At 26.7% G+C, this 315-nt stretch carries 1 protein-coding gene; it reads left to right on the top strand.

Going from position 1 to position 315, the window contains the following annotated elements:
• The first annotated feature begins 110 nt into the window (after window positions 1-110).
• Window positions 111-281, top strand: coding sequence for a hypothetical protein (locus tag KQ878_RS03755; RefSeq protein ID WP_216567979.1), 171 nt, complete (start codon window positions 111-113; stop codon window positions 279-281).
• Window positions 282-315: the final 34 nt, after the last annotated feature.

Genomic DNA, 315 nt, shown 5'->3' on the forward strand with positions numbered 1-315 from the left:
TTATATTAAAGTATTAAACCAAATATCTGAACCTGAAAATAAAGAAGAAGTTAAATCTAAATTGTCATTATAACGCCGTGTTAAAAACGGTGTTTTTTTATAATTTTATTATGCAATACGAAATTAACATTTTTGACAATTTAAGTAATTTAAGAAGTTTATATGCAGCGAAAGCAGACGAATTAAATCGTCTAGAATACGAGTTTAGGACTAAGACTAGATTTATTACACATAAACATTTTAGAATCGCCAGAAGGCTTAAAAACACTGAATTACATTAGGTGGTGAGTTTGAGTTAAATATTACAATGTATGA

It is taken from the genome of Mycoplasma zalophidermidis (assembly GCF_018913985.1).
GTDB lineage: Bacteria > Bacillota_I > Bacilli_A > Mycoplasmatales > Metamycoplasmataceae > Mycoplasmopsis > Mycoplasmopsis zalophidermidis.